The following is a 20,183-nucleotide window of genomic DNA, read 5'->3' on the forward strand; positions in this document are numbered from 1 at the left end:
AACAAATGGCAAATCATAAGTCAGCGTTAAAAAGAATTAGAAGCAACGAAGCTAAGCGCTTAAGAAATAGATATCAGCATAGAACAACACGTAATGCTATTAAGAAATTACGTGATATGACTAGCAAGTCAGATGCTGAAAAATTATTTCCTTCTGTAGTTTCTATGGTAGATAAATTAGCAAAGAATAATATTATTCATGCTAATAAAGCAGCAAATTTAAAGTCTAGCTTAGCTAAGCATGTTGCTTCACTATAAGTAGAGATAAAAGTTATATAATAGTATAAGGCTTCTCTTTTAGAGAAGCTTTTTTTTATTTGTTAATCTGATTTGTTCATAAAAAATCCCATTGAATTTTCAATGGGATTTTTTTATACTAATTAAACAAAGAGGTTTTTAACCATTCATGGAGATTAAAAACTCTTCGTTATTTCGTGTTTGTTTTACTTTATCATTTATAAACTCCATAGCTTCAACTGGGTTCATATCGGCAAGATATTTTCTTAATACCCACATGCGTTGTATGGTCGTTTCATCAAGTAGTAAATCGTCTCTTCGTGTACTAGAAGAAATTAAATCGATAGCAGGGAAAATTCTTCTGTTGGCAATTCTTCTGTCTAATTGAAGTTCCATATTACCAGTTCCTTTAAACTCTTCGAAGATAACTTCATCCATTTTTGAACCTGTTTCTGTTAAAGCAGTGGCAATTATAGATAACGATCCGCCATTTTCAATATTACGAGCAGCACCAAAGAAACGTTTTGGTTTGTGAAGTGCATTGGCATCAACACCACCACTTAAAATTTTACCAGAAGCTGGTTGTACGGTGTTGTAGGCTCTAGCCAACCTTGTAATAGAATCTAAAAGAATAACCACATCGTGTCCACATTCTACCAAGCGTTTTGCTTTTTCTAAAACAATATTGGCAATACGAACGTGTTCGTGAGCTTCTTTATCGAAAGTTGATGATACCACTTCACCACGAACATTACGTTGCATATCGGTAACTTCTTCTGGACGCTCATCAATTAAAAGGATAATTTGATAAACCTCAGGATGATTTGCTGCAATAGCATTGGCAATATCCTTAAGTAGCATGGTTTTACCTGTTTTTGGTTGCGATACAATCATACCACGTTGTCCTTTCCCAATAGGTGAGAACAAATCCATAATTCTAGTAGATATGGTACTTTGTCTTTCGGCAATATTAAACTTTTCTTTAGGGAAAAGTGGAGTTAAATGCTCGAAAGAAACACGATCTCTTACAACTTGAGGATCTAAACCATTAATTTTATTAACTTTTATTAGTGGAAAGTATTTTTCACCTTCTTTTGGTGGGCGAACATTTCCAAGAACGGTATCACCTGTTTTAAGTCCAAATAAGCGAATTTGTGATTGCGATACATAAATATCATCAGGCGAAGACAGGTAGTTATAGTCAGACGATCTTAAAAAGCCGTAGCCATCTTGCATAATATCTAAAACACCTTCACTTTCTATAATAGCGTCAAATTCGTAATCGGGCTCTCTGTATCTGTTTCTAGTATCTTTATTACCGTTATTTTGTTTTCTTTGTTCTTTTTTAGAATTGTCCTGCTTGCTTTTGTTAGACTCTTTTTTGGGAGTATTCTTGCTAGAAGACTGTTCTTTGTTTTGTGTTTTGTTATTTTGACGCCCCTTATCTGTATTATTCTTATCGTTGTTATTCGATTTTGGTTTAGGCTCTGGAGCATTTTTAGAAGGTGTGCTTTTTGTAGTACTTGTACTTTTTTGCACACGTTTTCTAGGTTGCTTTTTTGGGGTAGACGTTTCTTGTTCTTTAGTATCTTGTTTAGCTACACTAGAAACCTCTTGTGGGTTTGCTGCTTGGTAGTCTAAAATTTTATAAACTAAGTCTAGTTTTTTTAAAGAACGGTACTTAGAAACGTTTAATTGTTTAGCAATTTCCTGTAACTCAGGAAGCTTTTTAGCTTTTAATTGTGATATTTCAAACATTGATGTTAATTAAAGAATGTTTCAGTTAAATAATGAATTTGAATTTTTCTGAAAAAAAAGATTTTAATCTGAAGAATTAACAAGTTACTAACGTGGTAGTTGGGCTTGTTACTGCAATAATACAACTTTTATTTTAAATATTTGGGTGTATTTTTTAAAATAATCCATTATTTTTGTGCCTCAATAATTGAAAAGCGTGTTACAAAGAATTCAAACTTTATACCTTTTAGTTTCTGCTATAGTATCTGCAGGGCTTATTTTTGTATTCCATTTATGGGTAACTAACGATGGGGTAAAAATATTTGCTATAGATAATATGGTATACTTTATACTGTTTATAGGCTCTGCATTGTTGTCGTTAATTTCAATATTTAGATTTAAAAACAGACAGTCGCAATTTGTTTTAGGGCGGCTTAATATGATATTAAACTTTATTTTACTAGGATTATTCGTGTACCAATCACTAAATTTATCTGGAGAAACAGTAGTTTCTGAGAAAGGTATTGGGATTTTTCTTCCTATTATTTCTATCGTGTTTTTGGCCTTGGCCAACAAAGCCATTAAAAAGGATGAAGATCTTGTAAAATCAGTCGATAGGTTACGATAGGCCTAACATCTTAGTAGTATTAGTGCGTTAAAACCCAAAGCGAAAGCTTTGGGTTTTTTTATCGTTTAAATTTGCTTATTATTATTATTATTGAGTATGTTAATCTGTAAAACATATTTTATGAAAAAAAATAGTCTAATATTTTCTACTATTATCATTTTATTAGTACTTCTTTCTTGTAGTAAAGATGATCAAGATTTTATTGTTGGTCAAGAATCTTTAACTATAGAAGAAATATTTAAGACTAAAATGGTTGATGCTTCAGGAAAAGAGGTTACAACTGCTTCTTTAAAAACCTTATGGGAGAATAAGTTAAAGGAAGAAGGGTTTAATGTTAAGTTGAATACTTTTTCTATTATTCAAACCGTTGATGAACAAGATAATGAATTGTTTTTCTTAAAAACAATTAGTAAGGATGGTACTATAGAAACAGGTGCTTTTTTATCATTTGATTCACAAAGCAATTTATACAAGTTAGGTTCGAAGCAGTGCACTTGTACGGGGTGCCCAAATGGGTGTCATTTAGAGGTTGAAGGTAGTACATGTACTTGTTCGGGATGTCCAGAAGATACAAGTAAGAAATGTACTAAATCCGAAACAGCTATTATTGAAGATCCGTGAAAAAGTATTTTATGGCAAAGTATACACTAATTTATTTTCTTTGAGGTTCATTGCTTGTCTATTTATTGTACAAATTTACCGAACAATCATTTTGGGATTCTTTTTTTATTGGATTTGGAGCAAGTCTTTTATCGTTCAAACTCAATAACTTCAAGGTTATCAATTTTTTTACCATCAATAGTAAAACGAAGCATAGTTTTTACTTTATGAAACCCATGGTTTCCAATGGCACCAGGATTCATGTGCAATAAATTGAGTTTTTTATCTGGCATTACTTTTAAAATATGCGAATGTCCACAAATAAAGATGTCAGGTGGATTACTGTTTATTTCATTTTTTAGATTGGGGTTATATTTTCCCGGATAACCGCCAATATGGGTTATCCAAACATCAACATCTTCACAAAAAAACCTATTGTTTTTAGGGAATTCTTTTCTAGCTTTATGGTCGTCTATATTACCATAAACAGCACGAAGCGGTTTTAGTTTTTTTATGGCATCGGTTACTTTTAAGTTTCCAATATCGCCTGCATGCCATACTTCGTCAGCTTCTTTCACATACTTTAAAATAGTCGTATCAATATGACCATGTGTGTCTGAAAGCAATAAGATTTTTGTCATTTACTTATATATAAATATTGCATTTTTTTTAATAGTTGAAATTCTCACCTTCGCAGGAATAAAGTTATCTTTGTAGCTTCATAATACAAAAATACATTTTTAATTGCGCTATTTTTTAGAATTGTCATACAATGGAAAAAAGTATCATGGCTGGCAAAACCAACCTAATGCTATTTCGGTGCAAGAAGTATTAGAGAAAGCGTTATCACGATTGTTAAGTGATGATATTGCCATTGTTGGTGCTGGTAGAACAGATGCTGGTGTACACGCTTTACAAATGTTTGCTCACTTTGATACTGAAAAAGATTTTTTGGAAAAAGATTTAATATATAAGCTCAACTCTTTTTTACCAAAAGATATAGCTATACACGATTTGTTTAAAGTTAACAGTAACATACATGCTAGGTTTGATGCTACAAGCAGATCGTATATTTATAGGATAGCCTTAAAAAAAAATGTGTTTAATTATGAATCGGCTTATTATTTAAAAACATCTTTAGATGTTGAAAACATGAAACAAGCGGCAACCATTTTATTGGAGTATAAAGATTTTCAATGCTTTTCTAAAAGTAATACCGATGTAAAAACCTATAATTGTGCTATTGAAGCAGCCAATTTTACCATTAAAGAAGATGAACTTCATTTTTATATAAAAGCCGATAGGTTTTTAAGAAACATGGTGCGCGCCATTATGGGAACGTTAATAAATGTGGGGTTAGGCAAAATTGCAGTTCATGATGTACATACTATAATTCGTTCTAAAAGTAGAAGTGAAGCAGGGTATTCTGTGCCAGCACACGGTTTGTATTTAAAAGAAGTAACATATCCAGAAAACATAAAAAGACTTGACTAAAACAAACAAAATATTTGATTTAAAGCTTTTTAAAAGACTATTTAAGTTTATAAAACCCTATCATAAAGTGTTTATAGGCGTTTTATTAGCGGTTATACTTTTAGCACTTTTTGGAGCTGCAAGACCTTATATTTTACAGCAAGCAATAGATAATAACATCGCTACAAAAACCTTTGAAGGGTTTTTACCCTACATCTTAATAATGGGAGGCTTGTTATTAGGAGAAGTCATTTGTCAACTACTATTTATTTTCTATTCTGGATGGCTCGGTCAAACCGTGGTAAAAGATATTCGTGTTAAGCTTTTCGACCATATGATTAGGTTTAAAATGAAGTATTTCGATAATTCTTCAGTAGGAGTATTAATTACACGAGCTGTAACCGATATGGAACGTATAGCCGATGTTTTTGGAGAAGGTCTTTTTATGATTTTTAGAGATTTACTAACCATGTTGGTTGTGTCTTCTGTTATGCTTTTTATGAACTGGGAGTTAAGCTTAATTGTATTTTTAATGCTGCCAGTACTGTTATATGCCACACGCGTTTTTCAAAAGTATATGAAGAAAGCTTTTGAAGAAGTAAGAACCGAAATTTCCAATCTAAACTCCTTTGTGCAAGAACGTTTAGTTGGTATGAAAATCCTTCAGCTTTTTACTAGAGAAGATACCGAGTATAAACGATTTAAAGCCATAAACGAACGCCATAAAAAAGCGTGGTTAAAAACCGTTTGGTATAACTCAATTTTCTTTCCAATTGCCGAGTTATCATCATCTATAACAATTGGTTTGGTGTCTTGGTATGGCGGTTTGAATATTGTATTATCAGAAACAGCTACTTTAGGTGATTTAACGGCTTTTATTATGATGATTCCTATGCTATTTCGTCCGTTAAGACAAATAGCCGACAAGTTTAATACGTTACAAATGGGAATGGTCGCAGCCAATCGTGTGTTTAAAGTGCTAGATACAACCTCGCAAATAGATGATAATGGAGCAACCGAAGTAAATCAATTAAGAGGTCACATACAATTTAATCAAGTAAGATTTAGTTATGTAGATGGCGAAGAAGTATTAAAAGGTATTTCTTTTAAAGTGAAACCCGGAGAAACTGTCGCTATTGTAGGAGCCACGGGAGCTGGAAAATCGACAATTATTAATTTATTAAATCGCTTTTATGAGATTGATAGTGGCGTTATAACTATAGATCATTTAAACGTAAAAGATGTTACTTTGTCATCATTACGCCAGCAAATAGCAGTTGTGTTGCAAGATGTGTTCTTATTTGCCGATACTATTTTTAGTAACATCACATTAAATCACCCAGAAATAACAGAAGCTGAAGTCGTGCAAGCTGCTAAAGATATTGGTATTCATGAATTTATTATGAGCCTACCTAATAACTACCACTATAATGTAAAAGAACGCGGCGCCATGCTATCTTCAGGGCAAAGACAGTTAATTTCGTTTTTAAGAGCTTATGTGACTAATCCAAGTATTTTAGTGTTAGACGAAGCAACATCGTCTGTAGATTCGTATTCTGAGCAATTAATTCAAAATGCAACAGATAAAATTACAAAAGGCCGTACATCTATTGTAATTGCGCATAGGTTGGCCACGGTAATTAAAGCTGATAAAATTATTGTAATGGACGACGGAAAGATAGTTGAGGAAGGGTCTCATTACGAGCTATTAAAAAAGAAAAACGGCTATTATAAAAATCTATACGAGGTTCAGTTTTTAAAAAAGGAAACAGCTTAGTGGTCAATTAATTAAGATAAATCTTTTTTTATCATTTCAATAAGTTTTTGAGTGTCTTCAAACATCACAAACTCACCATCTTTAAAATAAGAAACTTGTCCTGTTTCTTCGCTAACAACCAGTGCTAGGGCATCTGTTTTCTCGGTAATACCAACAGCAGCTCGGTGTCTTAATCCAAAACGCTGTGGGATAGAATTATCGTTACTTACAGGTAAAATAACTCGTGTGGCTTTTACAGTATTATTTTCAATAATTATAGCGCCATCATGTAACGGGCTATTTTTAAAAAAGATACTTTCTATAATAGGTTGGGTTACTTTTATGTTCATTTCGTCACCTGTATTTACTAAAAAGTCCAAACTATTATTGTTTTCAAAAACAATTAAAGCGCCTGTTCTTGTACTTCCCATTTTATTACAAGCAAGCACAACAGCTTCTACGTTTGTGGTGTTGTTAGCTTCAGTTTTTAAAAATTTAAAGGCTTTGAAAAAGTTTTTCTTTTTACCAAAGTTAGTCGAGCCAACCATAAGTAAAAATTTTCTTATTTCCGGTTGAAACACCACAATTAAAGCAATCAAACCTACGCTCATAAAACCACCTAAAATTTTGCTGAGCATTTTCATTTGTAAGGCTGCTGTGATTAGGTAGGTGAAGTAAATAATAACAATTCCAATAAAAATATTAATGGCTACAGTACCTTTAACCAATTTATAGATGTAGTAGAGTAGAAGGGCTACTAAAATAACATCGATAACATCTATTATGGTGAATTTTAAAAGTTCGTCGAAAATTTCCAAAGGCTTGCTGTTTTCGTAAATTTAAAAATTATAACCTTACTTAGGGTTTATTTCTGTAATTAATTTAACACACTCCATAGCTTCTTTTACATCGTGAACACGAAGTATATTGGCGCCTTTTTGCAAAGCAATGGTGTTTAAAACGGTTGTGCCATTTAGCGCTTGATCAGGAGTGGTTTCTAGAAGTTTATAAATCATCGATTTTCTAGAAATACCAACAAGCATAGGGCGATCAATTATTTTAAAAAGTTTCAGCTTACTCATGAGTTCGTAGTTTTGCTTCATGGTTTTTGCAAATCCAAATCCTGGATCGATAATGATGTCGTGAATACCATGTGTTTTGGCTTGAGTAATACGTTCAGAAAAATAGTAAGTAATATCTTTAAGCAAATCGTCATAATCTGTAAGTTGCTGCATAGTTTGTGGCGTACCGCGCATATGCATCATAATATAAGGTGCGTTAAGTTTACCAACTGTTTTAAGCATTTCGCTATCTAATTGTCCGGCAGAAATATCATTTACAATAGCTGCTCCAGCTGTAATACATTGCTTAGCAACCTTGCTTCTAAACGTGTCTATAGATAGTAAACTGTTTGGAAATTCTTTTTGTAATAATTCGACAATAGGAATAATTCTTTTTAACTCTTCATCTTCACTTACAAAATCGGCATTTGGTCTAGAACTGTAAGCGCCAACATCGATAAAAGTGGCGCCTTGATTTAACATCTTTTCAGCTTGTGCGAGTAATTTTTTTGGAGCATTGTATTTTCCACCATCAAAAAACGAATCTGGTGTAACGTTTAAAATGCCCATTACTTTGGGCTGACTAAGGTTTATAAGTTGTCCTTTGCAATTTATGGTCATTGGTTTGTTAATTGGTGTGCAACTTTAATACTTTAAACTTGAAACTTTAAACTATTTAAGCGAAATTTACGCAAAATTATACTGTATTAATGCAAAATACTTCAAAACAATACGATGATGTTATCGCAGTTTGTCGTGACCTTTTTGTGAAAAAAATGTCAGATTATGGTAGTGCTTGGCGCATATTAAGATTACCATCGTTAACCGATCAAATTTTTATAAAAGCCCAACGTATAAGGGGCTTACAGGAGAATGATGTAAGAAAAGTAGATGAAGATGAAATTAGCGAGTTTATTGGTATTATAAATTATGCTACAATGGCGCTAATTCAATTAGATAAAGGTGTTGTGGAACAACCAGATTTAAATGTTAAAGAAGCTACAAAATTATACGACGAAAAAGTAGCTGAAACCAAACAACTCATGATGAATAAAAACCATGATTATGGTGAAGCCTGGCGAGATATGCGTGTTAGTTCTCTAACCGATTTAATTCTTCAAAAGTTATTACGCGTTAAACAAATAGAAGACAACGCTGGTAAAACACTCGTTAGCGAAGGCATAGATGCTAATTATCAAGATATGATTAATTATGCTGTTTTTGCCATGATTCATTTAAACGAAAAATAAGATGAAAAGGTATAATGCACATTTTGCATACCTTGGTTAGCACAAAATTAATTGTAGTAAAGAGAAAAAAGACAGTCACAAAACAGTAAGCACATGAGAATAATTGTTAATATATGCCGAATATTAGTCGGTGCATTATTTATTTTTTCAGGATTTATTAAACTAAACGATCCATTAGGTTTTTCGTATAAACTGCAGGAATATTTTAGTTACGATGTACTTAACATACCGTTTTTAGAACCTTATGCGCTTATTATTTCGGTATTAGTTGTTGTGTTTGAAGTTGTGCTAGGCATTTTCTTATTAATAGGATACAAACCTAAGTTTACTGTTTGGAGTTTGTTAGGAATGATCGTGTTTTTCACCTTTTTAACCTTCTATTCAGCATATTTCGATAAAGTAAAAGATTGTGGTTGTTTTGGCGATGCTATAAAACTAACCCCGTGGGAATCGTTCACTAAAGATGTTATTTTACTGGTGTTAATTTTAGTGCTGTTTTTTGGTGTTCGTTATATTAAGCCCATTTTTAATAGGCTCAATACAACTATTGTTGCTTTGCTTGGGTTTATTACCTGTTTATGGTTTGCGTATCATGTGTTAATGCATTTACCATCGATAGATTTTAGAGCTTATAACATAGGAAGCAATATTCAAGAGAATATGAGTATTCCCGAAGACGCTAAAAAACCAGTTATGGAATGGACGTGGGTATTTAACGTAAATGGTGAAGAAAAAGAATATATTACAGATGGCTCTTACCCCTCGGTAGATGGCGAATTAGTAAGTTATGAAACCGAAATTATTGAGCCTGGTTACGAACCTAAAATATTAGACTTCTCTATTGAAACAACAGACGAAGATAAGACCAATGAGTTTTTAGAAAAAGATAAACTAGTTATGGTGGTTAGTTATAATCTTGAATCAACCGAAGTAGAAGGCATGGCAAAGGTAAAAGCTATGGCTCAAGAAGCTCAAAAAAATGGTTATACAGTAATAGGGTTGTCGGCCTCTGGAGACGATGTTAAGCAAAAAATAAAGTCCGATTATAATTTAGATTTCGATTTTTATTTATGCGATGAAAAAGTACTAAAAACTATTGTTAGAGCCAATCCAGGTATTGTCGTTCTTGAAAAAGGAACCATTACACAAAAAGTTCATTGGAACGATATAGACGATTTAGAGTTTTAATATTTGCTAAACTATTTTATAAATAAAGCCTTTTATGCTGTACTAACACTATTTGGTGTGGTTACAGTCATCTTCTTTTTGTTTAATGTATTGCCTGGCGATCCAGCACAGATGATGCTAGGACAAAATGAAGATAGTAAGCAATTAGCAACAGTTAAAGCAAAATACGGTTTTAATAAACCCATTTCAACGCAGTATTTGTACTATTTAAACGATTTATCACCATTATCATTTCATTCAAAAAACACAGAAGATTATACATTTCTTTCGCAGGAAAAGTATAATGCCATGACACTTTTTTCGCTAGAAAATACTACGCTTGCCTTAAAATTTCCTTATTTGCGAGAATCGTTTACCAAGCAAGGAAAAAAAGTAACTTCAGTTATAGCAGAAACTCTGCCAAATACGTTTGTTTTAGCAATTTCGGCAATTATTATTGCTATTGTGCTTGGTATTGTTTTAGGAATAATTTCAGCCTTATTTAAAGACCAATGGTTAGATAGAGTAATACAAGTGTTTAGCACATTTGGTATGAGTGTGCCATCGTTTTTTAGTGCCATTTTGTTTGCTTGGTTATTTGGATTTGTACTACATAAATATACTAACTTAGAAATGACAGGGAGTTTATATGAATTAGATGATTTTGGCGAGGCTATGCATATTCAATGGAAAAACTTAATTCTGCCAGCTATAGTTTTAGGTATTCGCCCATTGGCTGTAGTTATTCAATTAATGCGTAATTCATTATTAGAAGTTTTTAATCAAGATTATATTAGAACGGCAAGAGCAAAAGGTTTGTCAGAATACCAAATTATAAGAAAACATGCCCTTAAAAACGCCATGAATCCTGTAGTTACAGCAATTTCAGGTTGGTTTGCCTCTATGCTGGCAGGGGCTGTTTTTGTAGAATATATTTTTGGGTGGAATGGTTTAGGAAAAGAGATTGTAAATGCTTTAAATACCTTAGATTTGCCAGTTATTATGGGAGCCGTTTTGGTAATTGCAACGGTATTTGTAAGTATTAATATATTTGTCGACATAATTTACACGTGGTTAGATCCAAGAGTGAAACTTGAATAAAATTTAAAAAATGAAAAACATATTTATTACCTTTTTTACCAGTATTGTATTGTTTACTTGTCAAGCACAAGAAGCCCCAAAACAATTCTCGGAAAAAGCACTTAACGATACTTTTATAACCTTAGAAGGCGAATCTTTAACATTCTCATCTATTTTAAATAAATACGAAGGGAAAACTATTTTAATAGATGTTTGGGCCTCATGGTGCAGCGATTGCATAAAAAGTATGCCTAACTTAAAAATGCTTCAAAACGAGCATAAAGATGTTACATATCTTTTTTTATCGCTAGATAAAAATGTTGGTGCTTGGAAACGAGGTATAAAAAAATACGATGTTCAAGGAGAACATTATTACATGCAATCTGGATGGAAAGGCGATTTTGGAGATTTCTTAAATTTAGACTGGATACCTAGATATTTAGTAGTGGATAAAAATCAAAATATAAAATTGTATAAAGCTGTAAAAGCAACAGATAAAAACCTTAAAAACGCTTTAATAAAATGAGAAGACAAATTGTAGCAGGAAACTGGAAAATGAATAACGATTTGGCAGAAACCGAAACGTTAATAACCGATTTAAAAAAGCAAACAAAAACATCTAATGCTGAAGTTAAAATAGCACCAACATTTACTAGTCTTTGGTCGGCTTTTCAAGCTACAAGAGAGAATGATATAGAGGTTGTTGCACAGAACATGCATTTTGCTGAAAATGGAGCTTTTACAGGCGAGATTAGCGCGTCTATGTTAAAAAGTATAGGCGTGAAAACTGTTATTTTGGGTCATAGTGAAAGACGAGCTTATTTTAATGAAACCGATGCTGATCTGGCTAAAAAAGTAGATGCTGCCATGGCCAATAACATGGAAGTTATTTTTTGTTTTGGCGAAGAGTTACAAGACAGAAAATCTGGTAACGAAGAAGCTGTTGTAGCTTCTCAAATAAAAAAAGCGTTATTTCATTTAGAGGCAACGGCATTTCAAAACATTATTTTAGCCTACGAACCTGTTTGGGCTATTGGTACTGGAGAAACAGCTACACCGGAGCAAGCACAAGATATGCATGCGTTTATAAGAAAAACACTTGCTGCTAAATATGGTAATGAGGTTGCAAATGCGGTATCTATTTTATATGGAGGAAGTGTAAAACCCAATAACGCTAAGGAAATTTTTTCTAAGCCAGATGTAGATGGCGGATTAATTGGCGGCGCGTCATTAAAAGCTCAAGATTTTTACGCTATTGTTAATGCGTTTTAATTTTGAATAAAGACTAACAATAAAAAAAGGCTCGCCTAAATGCGAGCCTTTTTTGTTTTAAATACCTATTTCTATTTGAAACCTTACATACCAATCTTCTCTTGTTGTATTGTTAATAAAATTAGAGTCCGTTCTGGTAACTTCGGCTTGAAGTTTTAAAGCGTGTTCCCAAATATATTTGGTCACACCTAAACTATATTGATTTTCCTGTGGTGTTAATGCTTCAATATCGTTATGAGGTTCTTGGTGAGAGAACCTTCCAATAATTTCGTAGTTATTATTAAAAATGTAACTTAATTGTGTGTCAAAACCACGTCCTGTAAATACATATTCTATCTCGTTTGCATCATCTGGGTTAACAGTTATTGGATTGTCTGCAAAGCGGCTTAAATAAGCTGTTTGAAAAGCCCAGCCATTGTATTTTAATACGGCATCTAAAAGCAGCGAGCTCATATCGCGTTGTTCAAACAATTCGTCGCCTATAGTACCTCTTGTACGCCTTCCTTTTTCGTTGTAATGGTAAACACCAGAAAGCATTAATTTAGGGGTTTCTTCACGTTTTACGTCACCTTCAAAAAATGCACCATTGCCTTTAAAAGCGCCAAATGGGTATAGTTCTAATCGGCCTGTAAAAGCTAATCCGTTATCTGGATTTTTTGTCCAATTTCGCCCTTCTCCTGTACTAATTGCTGTCTTTATGTTATAAGAGAATTTGTCGGTATATTCATTTAGGTAATAGGCGTGCAGACCAAAATCTCTATCAATATTAAATCGAGCGTTGTTAATCGATCTATCGGTAAGTTGTAATGCTCCAGAAGAGTTAATACGTTGGCGGTTTCCTGGTAGTTTCGTTTGTCCAAAACCAAAATTCCAATGTCTGTTAGGTCGGTAAAAAACAATCGCATCACGAATAATATTAATATTACCATGATCTTCTAGTGGACCAACATCTCTTGGAGAAAATGATAATTGAATTACATAAAGTAACCTAGGGTCGCCTACATAACCATCAAGTCTTAAACGCAAACGCCTAATCATGGCTTCGTAAGCTGTGTCGTCATCTTCAGGAAGAAAAGCCGTAACACGATTTTGCATTCTAAACCTAATGTTTAATTTAAAAATACTGTCTGGCGATGTAATTCCTAGCCCTTTACCATAGCTGTAATACGGCAGGGCAGAAAGTTTTATATCATTGGTTTCTTGTGCTTTAAGAGATGTAAAGCATGAAATTAATAATAACGTAAGAAGAAATCTATTCATAATTTATTCAAATTTGCTGCAAAAGTAATAGTATCTTTATATTCCTTAGTAAATTTGTCAAAAAAAAATGAACGAAATATATTTAGGCTACACCTTTAAAGTGTCGCCCAAGCAACCAGGAACCGATATTTTAATCGCTGAATTAGGTGAATTAGGTTTTGAAAGCTTTGTTGAAAATGAAGATGGCGTAACAGCTTACATTCAGAAGAACGAATGGCATGACAATATTTTAGAGGATATTCAAATATTAAATTCAGATGAATTTGATATCAATCACACCTTTGAAGAGATTGAACAAGTGAACTGGAATGAAGAGTGGGAAAAAAACTTCAATCCTATTGTAGTAGATGATATTTGTGCCGTAAGAGCACCATTTCATGACACTTTTAATACCAAATTTGAAATTGTTATTGAACCTAAAATGAGTTTTGGTACCGGACATCATGAAACTACGCATATGATGATTCAGCATATATTAAAAAATGATTTTGCAGGAAAGACGGTATTAGATATGGGATGCGGAACAGGTGTTTTAGCCATATTAGCAGAAATGAAAGGAGCCAAAGCCGTTGATGCGATAGATATTGATAATTGGTGCTATTTAAATAGCCTTGAAAATATTGAACGTAATAACAGCAAAAATATTTCGGTTTACGAAGGCGATGCCGGTTTGTTAGAAGGCAAATTATACGATAGTATTATTGCCAATATTAATAGAAATATTTTACTTAACGATTTGGAAACGTATACCACTTGCTTAAATAACAATGGTTTATTATTTTTAAGTGGGTTTTATAAAGAAGATATTCCAATAATTGAAAATGTGTGTAATAAACACAACCTTATTCTCGTTGATAGTTTAGAAAAAAACCATTGGGTAGCCTTAAAATTTAAAAAAGAATACTAATGAGTACAAAAGAAAAGACACTCGAAGAAGTTCTTCTCGAGGAAGTTGTAAAAAAGGAAAATGAAATTGTGCTTTACAATGATGATGTCAATACATTCGATCACGTTATTGATACGTTAATTTATGCTTGCGATCATACTCCTGAACAAGCCGAACAATGTTCTATTATTGTACATTACAAAGGGAAATGTACTGTTAAAACAGGTGCTTTTAACGATTTAAAACCTAGATGCAGTATGCTTTTAGAAGCAGGTTTAAGTGCAGAAATTATTTAAATAGAATATTTTTTTTAAATCTCTTTCATGAAATAAATAATTGAGTTATATTTGCACCCACTTAAAAAAGGCCTCGTAGCATAACTGAATAGTGCACTTGATTACGGCTCAAGAGGTTGCAGGTTTGAATCCTGCCGAGGTCACAAAAAAAGAAAGACTTTCATTCACTTGGAAGTCTTTTTTGTTTTTAATCCAATGTGTTTTTGGTTACAAAAAACTTCCAACCAATAAGCGCCAGTTGCACTTTAGATGCTTTACTTAAATCTAATTGCTTTTTTGTGTAATTAGGTAAAACAAGCTTATTAACTCTTGCAAGAAATTTAAAAAATACTTTTTTCATATCTTACAAAGATACAGACCTTAAATTAACTCTTCAACTATAGATTCTCTATTTAAAAAGTAAAACTCATTCTAGAACTAAGTCTTACATTAAGATCATTTAAAATAAAGAAACGATAAACTCAATTATCGCAATAGCAAGTGTTATCATATTAAAGAATTTAAGGTTAATAGATTGGTTGTTTTTATTTTGAGTTTTCAATATATATTTTCAGACAAATTATGTCCAAAAAAAAAGAGTGAAATCCATGAAATTAACTTCTTATTTATAGCGTTTTTAACGATTAATATTTTAAAATGTAACATTAATTGCTTGAATTCTGTTTTATAATATTACTATATATTATTTTTTTGTTTTAATATGTAATATTTAAAGGGCGTTTTTATAGAGTGTTTTAAATTTCTAGGTGTAAAAAGGTGTGTAAAAAGGGCTTTTGAGTAGTTTTCATCTTTTTTAATATCGTTTCAGAAAATAATTTTAAGATTTAATAATCTTAAAAACGCTAAAAAATACCTTACTATTAATACATTTGCGGAAACCCCCTTTATATGAATAAAATAGTACTCTTTAGTTTAACTTTTTTATTATCGTTAAGCTTACAAGCCCAAGTTGTTATTAATGAATTAGATTGCGATAATCCTGGTATTGATGATCGAGAGTTTGTCGAATTAAAATCCGATACACCAAATTTTTCACTCGACGGATATGTTGTCGTATTTTTTAATGGCTCTAGTTCTGGGAACGATTCTAGCTACATGGCCATAGATTTAGACGGTTATACAACCGATGCAAATGGTCTGTTACTAATAGCTAGCGATACAATGACGCCGTTTCCGCAGTTAATTATTTCAGCAAACACTATCCAAAATGGTGCTGATGCCGTTGCTATCTATCAAGGACACGATTACGACTTTCCAGAAGGTACACAAGCTGCCCAGACCAATTTAATTGATGCATTGGTTTACGATACATCAGACTCAGATGATACCGAATTAATGGCATTATTAGGCGTTACAGAACAGATTAATGAAGGGTCTAGTGGTAACACGAATTCAATTCAAAGGAATAACGATGGAACTTATACTGTAACTACGCCAACACCAAGAGCCTTAAACGATGGTAGCGGTATCAATTTTAATGCGATTACAATTTCTACCTTACAAACACATTATAACGAAGGCGATTCTTTTGATATTATTTTTACTGCAGAAGAAAATGCGAGTGCCGATTACACTTTTAGTTTTACGCTAAACAATTACGGGTTTAACACGTCCGATTTTACAGGAAATACAACAGTAACTATACCAGCCGGACAAAACTCTGTTACAACAACCATTACTTTGGTTGACGATACATTTGATGAAGGCGATGAAGAACCTCTAATTGTATTTTCAGAATTAGAATCGCCATTCATCCCGTTTAACAATTATATAAAACTACGAGTTGTAGATAACGATTATACTGTAGCGCCTTTTGGGACACCTATTAACCCAACTTATAATGTTGTTGAAAGTACCCAACCAAATGGGTATTACAATAGTTTAGATGGTTTAAGTGATGCTAACTTAAGACAAGCACTTCAAGATATTATTGCAGAAGAAGGTGTTGTTAGAGCACAAACTTATAATGAAGTGATTGATATTTTAAAAGAAGCTGATGAAAACCCTCTTAATAGCAATCAAGTTTGGTTGGTATATTTAGAAGAAGGCCGCGCCAAATTAGATTTACAAACAGGATCTAATAATTCTGGAAAGTGGAATAGAGAACATACTTTTCCACGATCTAGAGGAGGATTTTATAGTATTGAAGACGATGAGGTTTTTGATGGTATAGATGTATTTTGGAATACCAATGCCGACTCTTTACGTCATGGTAACTCCGATGCGCATGCCTTAAGAGCAGCAGATGGTCCAGAAAACAGTACTAGAGGAAACCAATTTTATGGTGAATATACTGGTCCTTCAGGAACATTAGGCGGTTTTAAAGGTGATGTAGCGCGTAGTGTGTTTTATATGGCAGTACGTTATAATGGATTAGAGATTGTAAACGGTTTTCCCGATGGAAACCTTGGTGAGTTTGGCGATTTAGCCACCTTATTAGATTGGCACAGAAACGATCCGCCAGACGATTTTGAAATGAATAGAAACAATGTTGTTTACAATTGGCAATTTAACAGGAATCCTTTTATCGATGAACCCGATTTAATCGAGTATATCTGGGGAAATATGGTAGGTGAAACTTGGAATAGTACCATGAGCATTCCTGAAAATAATCAGAATACTGTAGTGGTATATCCAAACCCAACACAAGGACAGGTTTTTATTAAGGGACTAAACGAAGATGCGCAAATCGAGGTGTTTTCAATTGAAGGAAAACAAGTGTATTCTAACAACATAACCATCAATCACTCAAAGTTGAATTTACAACTCTCCAAAGGCATATATTTAATGCGAATAACCACATTAAAAGAAACGGTAACCAAAAAAATAATTATTAATTAAGAGGTGAAAATAGTCTACTTTTCTTAAGAAGCTACGTATTCAATTTTTCGAAACCGAATCGCATTCCAATTAGGGTTTATTTCTATTTGCCTAATGGGTTTTAACCAAAAATCCATTAGGTCATTCCAAACATGGTCATGATATAGTTCAACAATATTGGCTTTTGAGGTTTTACTTGGAAAAGCAACCCATAAAATACAGTCTTCATGAAGCTTTGGTAATAAAGTAAGCATTTGGTCAATAAGTTGCTGTTGCGAGGTAATAAAAAGCAAAGCAAACCCCACACAAGATGTTTGGATAAGCGACTCAGAAATATGTACGCTATCTAACCCTAGAGCTTTTAAATCATTCTCAAAATCATTTGGCTTATTAAGAACCAAAATATGATCGTGACTTTTTAGTTTTAACCTTTTAATCAACGATTTCATATTAAACGAATTACGTCTACTAAAGATACTAAAATTTAAGGATTTTTTGTTAGTATTATTGTAAACAATATAAACCTCTATTATAAAATACCCATTTAGGTAATCGTGTAGTTTGTTGAGTAAAATATATATCTTGATGAGTTACAAAAAAAACCACTTCGATTAGGAAGTGGTTTTTTGTCTAAATTCTAATATCTATTAGCGAAGCAATCTAGCTTCTTACTTAATCATATCGTAGCTACGCTTAATAAAATTGGTGAGTTCTTCACCTTTAAGCAATCCTTGGCTTAATCGTGCCAAGTCCAAACTTTGATTAATTAAGCGCTCTTGTTTTTTCTTGGTTTTGGTATTTAAAATGTCACCTACCAACTCAGAATTTGTGTTTACAACTAAGTTGTACATATCTGGCATATTGCCCATACCAAACATACCGCCACCACCAGTAGCTTGCATTTCTTTCATACGACGCATAAATTCGGGTTGCGTAATCATAAATGGCGCGGCATCGCTATCCATAGTTTCTAATTGTACGGTAAATTTTTCAGCAGGAATCACTTCTTTAAGTAATTCGTCTAGCTTGGTTTTTTCATCATCACTTAATTTAGAAATCTTGTTGTCGTCTTTCTTGATTAAGTTGTCAATATGATCGGCATCAACACGAGCAAACGAAATATTCTCTTTAGAGGTTTCTAGCTTTTGCATTAAGTGCGATACGATTGGCGAATCTAACAACAACACTTCGTAACCTTTGGCTTTTGCAGCTTCAATATAACTGTGTTGTTCGTCTTTATTCGATGCGTAAAGAATAACCAATTTGTCATCCTTATCGGTTTGTTTGGCTTTAATGGCATTATATAACTCATCGTAAGTATAATATTTACCATCTACGGTTGGGTAGAGTGCAAACGCATCAGCTTTATCAAAGAATTTTTCTTCAGAAAGCATACCATATTCAATCACGATTTTAATATCGTCCCATTTCTTTTCAAAATCTTCACGATTATTATTGAAAAGTGATTTTAGTTTATCGGCAACTTTACGAGTGATGTATGACGAAATTTTCTTAACAGCGCCATCGGCTTGTAGGTAAGAGCGTGATACATTCAATGGAATATCTGGAGAATCTATCACACCGCGTAGCATAGTTAAAAACTCTGGAACAATGCCTTCTACGTTATCGGTAACAAACACCTGATTTTGGTATAACTGAATACGATCTTTTTGTACGTTTAAATCGTTGGTCATTTTTGGGAAATATAAAATCCCCGTTAAGTTGAACGGATAATCCACGTTTAAGTGAATGTGGAATAATGGTTCCTCAAACTGCATTGGGTACAACTCGCGATAGAAGTTTTTATAATCCTCATCTTCTAAATCGGTTGGCTGTTTGGTCCAAGCTGGGTTTGGGTTGTTAATGATATCATCTACTTCTTTTGTTGGAGCAGGATCGTCTTCTTTTGCGCCTTCAGGTTTTGGTAGCGTTTCAGTTTTGGTGCCAAATTTAATAGGAATTGGCATAAACTTGTTGTACTTCACTAAAAGTTCTCGAATACGAGACTCTTCTAAAAACTCGTTGTCTTCCTCATTAATATGAAGAATAATTTCGGTACCTCTTTCGGTTTTGTCGTGAGGTTCTAGAGTAAATTCAGGCGAGCCATCGCAAGTCCAATGTGCTGCTGGCTCATCTTTGTGCGATTTGGTGATGATTTCTACTTTATTAGCAACCATAAAAGCCGAGTAAAACCCAAGACCAAAATGCCCAATAATACCAGAATCCTTGGCAGAATCTTTGTATTTGTCTAAAAACTCTTCAGCACCAGAAAACGCTACTTCGTTAATATACTTTTCAACCTCTTCGGCTGTCATACCAATACCTTGGTCTATAATATGAAGTTTTTTACCGTCTTTATCAATTTTTACTTCAATCTGCGGGTTGCCATATTCTACTTTAGCTTCACCAATACTAGCTAAGTGTTTTAGCTTCAAAGTAGCATCTGTAGCATTACTTATTAATTCACGAAGAAAAATTTCGTGATCACTGTACAAGAATTTTTTAATGAGCGGGAAGATGTTTTCTACCGATACATTAATGTTTCCTTTTGCCATAATTTAAATTTTATTAATTATTCCTACTGATTAATAGGAGGATTTAAACATTTATTTTCTGTTTTCTATTTGACAAAAAAAATACCAATACCAAAAAAGTGACAAA

The 20,183-nt window shown here is 33.0% G+C and carries 21 protein-coding genes and 1 tRNA gene; 14 read left to right on the forward strand and 8 right to left on the reverse strand.

Annotated elements, in window-relative coordinates; translation table 11 throughout:
• The first annotated feature begins 5 nt into the window (after nt 1-5).
• Entirely contained in the window at nt 6-257 is a 252-nt protein-coding gene (rpsT, locus tag R3L15_RS03335; protein WP_125467508.1) for a 30S ribosomal protein S20, read from the forward strand.
• 138 nt (nt 258-395) lie between these two features.
• Here rpsT and rho read toward each other — a convergent pair whose 3' ends face one another.
• Nucleotides 396-1,994: a transcription termination factor Rho gene (gene rho, locus R3L15_RS03340; RefSeq protein ID WP_338733215.1), complete on the reverse strand. Its 1,599-nt coding sequence runs from the start codon at nt 1,992-1,994 to the stop codon at nt 396-398.
• A gap of 196 nt (nt 1,995-2,190) precedes the next feature.
• Here rho and R3L15_RS03345 point away from each other — a divergent pair, with 196 nt between their 5' ends.
• Entirely contained in the window at nt 2,191-2,601 is a 411-nt protein-coding gene (locus R3L15_RS03345; protein WP_338733217.1) for a DUF4293 domain-containing protein, read from the forward strand.
• A gap of 120 nt (nt 2,602-2,721) precedes the next feature.
• Nucleotides 2,722-3,222 carry a hypothetical protein gene (locus R3L15_RS03350; RefSeq protein WP_338733218.1) on the forward strand — a complete coding sequence of 167 codons (501 nt, stop codon included), beginning with the start codon at nt 2,722-2,724 and terminating at the stop codon, nt 3,220-3,222.
• A 128-nt stretch (nt 3,223-3,350) separates the two neighbouring features.
• Here the strand turns inward: R3L15_RS03350 and R3L15_RS03355 are convergent, their stop codons facing one another.
• Nucleotides 3,351-3,842, reverse strand: a complete 492-nt coding sequence (locus R3L15_RS03355) for a metallophosphoesterase family protein (RefSeq protein WP_338733220.1) — start codon at nt 3,840-3,842, stop codon at nt 3,351-3,353.
• 103 nt (nt 3,843-3,945) lie between these two features.
• Here R3L15_RS03355 and truA point away from each other — a divergent pair, with 103 nt between their 5' ends.
• Together truA and R3L15_RS03365 are read left to right on the forward strand one after the other, a co-directional pair.
• On the forward strand, nt 3,946-4,695 hold the full coding sequence (truA, locus tag R3L15_RS03360; protein WP_338733221.1) for a tRNA pseudouridine(38-40) synthase TruA: 750 nt from the start codon (nt 3,946-3,948) through the stop codon (nt 4,693-4,695).
• The gene (locus R3L15_RS03365; RefSeq protein ID WP_338733222.1) at nt 4,688-6,451 is read left to right on the forward strand and encodes an ABC transporter ATP-binding protein; all 1,764 of its coding nucleotides are present in this window, start codon (nt 4,688-4,690) and stop codon (nt 6,449-6,451) included. The genes truA and R3L15_RS03365 overlap by 8 nt, the downstream gene beginning before the upstream one ends.
• An 11-nt stretch (nt 6,452-6,462) precedes the next feature.
• On the opposite strand, the gene cdaA is transcribed toward R3L15_RS03365, so the two are convergent.
• Together cdaA and folP are read right to left on the reverse strand one after the other, a co-directional pair.
• A complete protein-coding gene (gene cdaA / locus R3L15_RS03370; RefSeq protein ID WP_338733224.1) occupies nt 6,463-7,248 on the reverse strand; it encodes a diadenylate cyclase CdaA in 786 nt (261 codons plus the stop codon).
• A 36-nt stretch (nt 7,249-7,284) separates the two neighbouring features.
• Nucleotides 7,285-8,112 (reverse strand): dihydropteroate synthase, encoded by an 828-nt coding sequence (folP, locus tag R3L15_RS03375; RefSeq protein WP_338733226.1) that lies wholly within the window; start codon nt 8,110-8,112, stop codon nt 7,285-7,287.
• 89 nt (nt 8,113-8,201) lie between these two features.
• Between folP and R3L15_RS03380 the strand changes: the two genes are divergently transcribed.
• From R3L15_RS03380 to tpiA, 5 genes are all read left to right on the forward strand, one after another.
• Nucleotides 8,202-8,741, forward strand: a complete 540-nt coding sequence (locus R3L15_RS03380) for a DUF1599 domain-containing protein (protein WP_338733227.1) — start codon at nt 8,202-8,204, stop codon at nt 8,739-8,741.
• Between the two features lie 93 nt (nt 8,742-8,834).
• On the forward strand, nt 8,835-9,929 hold the full coding sequence (locus R3L15_RS03385) for a BT_3928 family protein (RefSeq protein WP_338733228.1): 1,095 nt from the start codon (nt 8,835-8,837) through the stop codon (nt 9,927-9,929).
• 3 nt (nt 9,930-9,932) lie between these two features.
• Complete coding sequence (locus R3L15_RS03390) at nt 9,933-11,009, forward strand: ABC transporter permease (protein WP_338733229.1); 1,077 nt, start codon at nt 9,933-9,935, stop codon at nt 11,007-11,009.
• Between the two features lie 10 nt (nt 11,010-11,019).
• Nucleotides 11,020-11,514 carry a TlpA disulfide reductase family protein gene (locus R3L15_RS03395; protein WP_338733230.1) on the forward strand — a complete coding sequence of 165 codons (495 nt, stop codon included), beginning with the start codon at nt 11,020-11,022 and terminating at the stop codon, nt 11,512-11,514.
• On the forward strand, nt 11,511-12,260 hold the full coding sequence (gene tpiA, locus R3L15_RS03400; RefSeq protein ID WP_338733232.1) for a triose-phosphate isomerase: 750 nt from the start codon (nt 11,511-11,513) through the stop codon (nt 12,258-12,260). The genes R3L15_RS03395 and tpiA overlap by 4 nt, the downstream gene beginning before the upstream one ends.
• 57 nt (nt 12,261-12,317) lie before the next feature.
• On the opposite strand, the gene R3L15_RS03405 is transcribed toward tpiA, so the two are convergent.
• Nucleotides 12,318-13,520: a porin gene (locus R3L15_RS03405; protein ID WP_338733233.1), complete on the reverse strand. Its 1,203-nt coding sequence runs from the start codon at nt 13,518-13,520 to the stop codon at nt 12,318-12,320.
• A gap of 67 nt (nt 13,521-13,587) precedes the next feature.
• On the opposite strand from R3L15_RS03405, the gene prmA reads away from it, so the two are divergent.
• The 3 genes from prmA to R3L15_RS03420 all read left to right on the forward strand — a co-directional run bounded on the left by prmA (nt 13,588) and on the right by R3L15_RS03420 (nt 14,845).
• A complete protein-coding gene (prmA, locus tag R3L15_RS03410; RefSeq protein WP_338733234.1) occupies nt 13,588-14,427 on the forward strand; it encodes a 50S ribosomal protein L11 methyltransferase in 840 nt (279 codons plus the stop codon).
• Complete coding sequence (locus R3L15_RS03415) at nt 14,427-14,702, forward strand: ATP-dependent Clp protease adaptor ClpS (RefSeq protein WP_338733236.1); 276 nt, start codon at nt 14,427-14,429, stop codon at nt 14,700-14,702. Before prmA ends, R3L15_RS03415 begins: the two co-directional genes overlap by 1 nt.
• 69 nt (nt 14,703-14,771) lie before the next feature.
• Nucleotides 14,772-14,845 (forward strand) — tRNA-Arg (locus tag R3L15_RS03420).
• A gap of 44 nt (nt 14,846-14,889) precedes the next feature.
• Here the strand turns inward: R3L15_RS03420 and R3L15_RS03425 are convergent.
• A complete protein-coding gene (locus R3L15_RS03425; RefSeq protein WP_338733238.1) occupies nt 14,890-15,042 on the reverse strand; it encodes an SsrA-binding protein in 153 nt (50 codons plus the stop codon).
• A 548-nt stretch (nt 15,043-15,590) separates the two neighbouring features.
• On the opposite strand from R3L15_RS03425, the gene R3L15_RS03430 reads away from it, so the two are divergent.
• Nucleotides 15,591-17,543 (forward strand): endonuclease, encoded by a 1,953-nt coding sequence (locus R3L15_RS03430; RefSeq protein WP_338733239.1) that lies wholly within the window; start codon nt 15,591-15,593, stop codon nt 17,541-17,543.
• 23 nt (nt 17,544-17,566) lie between these two features.
• Here the strand turns inward: R3L15_RS03430 and R3L15_RS03435 are convergent, their stop codons facing one another.
• Together R3L15_RS03435 and htpG are read right to left on the reverse strand one after the other, a co-directional pair.
• Nucleotides 17,567-17,971: a hypothetical protein gene (locus R3L15_RS03435; protein WP_338733240.1), complete on the reverse strand. Its 405-nt coding sequence runs from the start codon at nt 17,969-17,971 to the stop codon at nt 17,567-17,569.
• A gap of 219 nt (nt 17,972-18,190) precedes the next feature.
• On the reverse strand, nt 18,191-20,077 hold the full coding sequence (gene htpG / locus R3L15_RS03440) for a molecular chaperone HtpG (RefSeq protein ID WP_338733241.1): 1,887 nt from the start codon (nt 20,075-20,077) through the stop codon (nt 18,191-18,193).
• Nucleotides 20,078-20,183 lie beyond the last annotated feature (106 nt).

This window comes from Mangrovimonas cancribranchiae (genome assembly GCF_037126245.1).
In the GTDB taxonomy this organism is placed as follows: domain Bacteria; phylum Bacteroidota; class Bacteroidia; order Flavobacteriales; family Flavobacteriaceae; genus Mangrovimonas; species Mangrovimonas cancribranchiae.